4 protein-coding genes and 1 riboswitch are annotated in these 3,710 nt (G+C 41.4%); of the genes, 1 reads left to right on the top strand and 3 read right to left on the bottom strand.

The features are described from left to right. The first annotated feature begins 26 nt into the window (after window positions 1-26). Complete coding sequence (locus RDS42_RS13260; RefSeq protein ID WP_138271061.1) at window positions 27-455, top strand: DUF1700 domain-containing protein; 429 nt, start codon at window positions 27-29, stop codon at window positions 453-455. A 2-nt stretch (window positions 456-457) separates the two neighbouring features. Here the strand turns inward: RDS42_RS13260 and RDS42_RS13255 are convergent, their stop codons facing one another. Genes RDS42_RS13255 through RDS42_RS13245 form a run of 3 tightly spaced genes read right to left on the bottom strand, consistent with a single transcriptional unit; the run spans window position 458 to window position 3,311 of the window. Continuing rightward, window positions 458-1,228: an ABC transporter ATP-binding protein gene (locus RDS42_RS13255; protein WP_308784073.1), complete on the bottom strand. Its 771-nt coding sequence runs from the start codon at window positions 1,226-1,228 to the stop codon at window positions 458-460. 16 nt (window positions 1,229-1,244) lie between these two features. Further along, window positions 1,245-2,303 carry an iron ABC transporter permease gene (locus RDS42_RS13250; protein ID WP_138271063.1) on the bottom strand — a complete coding sequence of 353 codons (1,059 nt, stop codon included), beginning with the start codon at window positions 2,301-2,303 and terminating at the stop codon, window positions 1,245-1,247. Between the two features lie 9 nt (window positions 2,304-2,312). Next, window positions 2,313-3,311 carry an ABC transporter substrate-binding protein gene (locus RDS42_RS13245; RefSeq protein WP_138271064.1) on the bottom strand — a complete coding sequence of 333 codons (999 nt, stop codon included), beginning with the start codon at window positions 3,309-3,311 and terminating at the stop codon, window positions 2,313-2,315. A 147-nt stretch (window positions 3,312-3,458) separates the two neighbouring features. Then, a riboswitch (cobalamin riboswitch) is annotated at window positions 3,459-3,671 on the bottom strand. Window positions 3,672-3,710: the final 39 nt, after the last annotated feature.

The raw sequence follows: 3,710 nt of genomic DNA, 5'->3' as shown, positions 1-3,710 counted from the left end.
GTTTATGATGATTTTGGGAGATAAATATGACAGAAAAAGAATTTCTTGATACTTTATATGAACAACTTTCAGACCAGATCCCTGATTCAAAAGCATCTGCACATACACAGTATTATCAGGATTATATTAGAAATGAAATACGAAATGGAAAAAATGAACAGGAAGTCCTTCAGTCTCTTGGGGATCCTCGTTTAATTGCAAAAACACTGATCGACACCGGTGCAGAACCTGATTCTCGTTTTGAAGCCAGTCAGGAAGAAGTATATCATTCCAATCAGTCAAAGCACCACCGCTACCGCCTGGATCTTTCCACCTGGTACGGTAAACTGATCGTGATCCTTGCCGCAGCAGCAGTGCTGATCTTGCTTTTTCTGGCAGTCAGCTTTATGCTTCCGGTAATTCTGATAGCCGGAGCTGTACTTTTTCTCATATCGTGGTTCAGAAAACGAAAATAGTTTTATGCCCATTCCGGCAGATAATAAATCTGCTGCTTTCCTGTAGCTGTATTTCTCGTTATCTGAGCTTTTATATGAAAAAATTTCCAGAGGTTCTCCGCTGTGAGGACCTCTTCTGGTCTTCCCTGATCTACAACCTTTCCTTTATACATAAAAATAATCCTATCGCAATAAAGTGACGCAAGATTAAGATCATGAACAGAAGAAAACACTGTGATTTTCTGTTTCCTTAAAGTATCCATGATCTGATACTGATAGCTGATATCCAGGTGATTTGTGGGCTCATCCAGGATCATATAGCTGCTTTCCTGCATCAATGCACGCGCCAGAAGAACACGCTGTTTTTCTCCTCCGGAAAGACTGAGAAAAGACCTTTCTTCATATCCTGACAATCCAACTTCTGTCAGAAATTTTTTACATAAATCTCGGTCCTGTCGGGAATCACCCTGAAGAAATTTTCTGCGGGCATAGCGTCCGAACATAACCATATCACGAACTTGAAAATCAAATTCCATATTGTTTTCCTGTGCCATGACCGCAAGTTCCAATGCTAATTTTTTTGACGACAGTCCAAGAACATCATTTCCGTCAATAAAGACTGTATTGTGCTTTGGCTTTAATGTCCGATATATATTTTTTAATAATGTAGATTTTCCGCATCCGTTTGGACCGACCAGACCTACAAATTCTCCCTTCTGGATTTCCAGCGAAACATCTTGCAAAATTTCATTTCCACCAATCTCATAGTCCAGAGATTTCACTTTCAGACTCACAGAACCATAACCTCCCTCATCCCTTTGCCATACTTCCTTTTCTGATCAGATACAGAAAAAACGGTGCACCAAAAAAAGCTGAGATCACACCGATCTGCAGTTCTTCCGGTGCAATCAAGATCCTGGATAAAAGATCTGCGATCACTGCAAAAAGGCCTCCTCCGAGCAATGCTAACGGAATGAGCTTCCTGTGTCCGGATCCTGCAATACGTCTTATTATGTGCGGCACTACCAAACCAATAAAACCAATTACACCGCTTACAGAAACTACAACACCAGTTAATACTGTAGATGCAATAATAATGACCCATTTTAATTTTCCGGTGTCTACCCCCAGTGTTTCCGCTACATCATCACCAAGAAGAAGCACATCCAGTTCCTTTGAAAACAGGCATATCACAATGATTGTGACCAGGAATACAACTGATACATAACGCAGACGTCCCCAGCTCGCACCGCTTAACGATCCTACCATCCAGTATAAAGCTGTTTTTGTTTTATCGGAAGCTCCTCCTCCATAAATGATAAGATTCGTTATCGCTGAAAACAGTGCGGATGTAGCAATCCCGGCCAGTACCAGTTGCGTAGATGTGATCCGTCCCCTTACAGAAGCAATTTTCATTGACAATATAATAGACAGCATTGCTCCTAATGTAGCACCTGCAATTACAGCATATCCTCCTAAAAATTGGAAAAATCCCAAAACCATTACACTAACCGCTCCCGCGGATGCTCCGGATGAAATTCCCAGTACATAGGGATCTGCAAGTGAATTTTTGGTAAGAGCCTGCATCAGAACTCCGCAAAGAGATAATCCTGCACCTACAATAAATGCCAGCAGCACTCTTGGAAAACGAATATTCCAAATAATAGTTTCTGTCTTTTTCTCCCACAGACATTCAAATATTTCGCAGCCTGTACTTTTGTTTACAATGATCTTCAGTACATTTAATGGTGAAATTTCTACTGCGCCCATAGTAACAGAAATGCAGGCGGCAGCAAGGATCAATCCTGACAGTAACAGCAGGAGGAAGGCAAAATGCCCTCCTCCGCCTGGTTTTAATTTTGTTTTCATATCCACCCCTTATTTAAAGGCTTCCGGATAAAGCTGCTGAGCAATCTGTTCCACTGTTACCGCACTGCCTGCTGATCCTTGCATGTCGCAGCAGCTTGCAGAATATATTTTTCCCTCTTTTACAGCGGTCAGATCTTTTGTAAACTCACTTGTTTCAAGAAATTCTTTCTTTTTCGCAATATCATCTTCTCCTGTGTAGCTGAGGATCAAAATTACTTCCGGATCACGTTCTATCACTTCTTCCCATGACGGAGTTGCCCATCCTTCCTCAATATCATCAAAAATAGAAATTCCTCCGGCAAGCTTCAAAATGTCTCCCGGCATTCCCTGGCACGCTGTAAACGGAGCATCTTCACCGGAGTCATAAACAAATACTTTTTTTGGTTCTGCATATGCCTCTTCTCCGATGGTATCTTTTACCTCCTGGAGTTTATCCTTCATAGTCTGGATCTTTTCTTCTGCCACATCTTCTACCTTAAAAATTCGTCCCAGGGTTTCATAATCTTTATAAAGATCTTCAAAAGTTGCGCTGTCGGAGCACACATATGGGAAATACATTGCAATTCCGTTCTCATCGCAAAAATCCTTATTGAAATTTTTATCTGAAAAAACAGAATCCCATCCCATCAGAAAATCACATCCTGTTTCCAGAAGCTTTTCCTTGGACAGCTTGGATAAAGACTCACCCGGTTCCATAATCTGAGCAACCTTCTCTCTTGCAGGAAATTCAGATAAGGTACTCCAGCAGCTTCCCTTGGTGTATCCTGCCATCTGGTCTTCCAGTCCCAGATCAAAGAAAAAATCTGCCATCTGATCTCCTGACGCCACTGCTGCAGAAGGTTTTTCTTTAAATGTGTACTCCACATTTTCACCCAGTCCTGAACGCTGAAGATTCAAAGTAATCGTCACCGGTTCATATTCTGTTTCCGCTGCAAAAGCAGTAAATGTGGTCATTCCTGCAGTCAGGCAGGCTGCTAAAAGCATAGTTGTGATTTTTTTGTTGTACATTTTTAATCTTTTCCTCCTAAATATGATAGGTCCAGATAAATTGGCATTTTTACGCATAAAAAAACACTGTCACCATATGACAGTGCATCCGTTTTACTGCACGCTGACATAAAATGCCTCTGTTTTTTGCATAAACCATGGACCGTGGCTGCAAAAAAAGAAATAAGCAGGTCTTCTGGCTTCGCGCAGCATTCCTTTTTTGTCCCTTCCCACACTTCTGCCAGAAGCAGTTATGATGCAGTGAAACAATTTTGCTTTTTCGCGCTTACAGCGGCGGCACCGCACGGGATTTTCACCCGTTTCCCTTTTCACCGATTCCTGTAATTTTACATAATCGACACTTAAATCTCTTCCTTTATACCATAGTATTTTATTGAAGTCAAGGAACTCTGAAATCAA

Source organism: uncultured Blautia sp., from assembly GCF_902497045.1.
Lineage (GTDB): Bacteria > Bacillota > Clostridia > Lachnospirales > Lachnospiraceae > Blautia_A.
The sequence above is the reverse complement of the archived record's forward strand: the minus strand, read 5'-3'. Positions and strand labels throughout refer to the sequence as shown.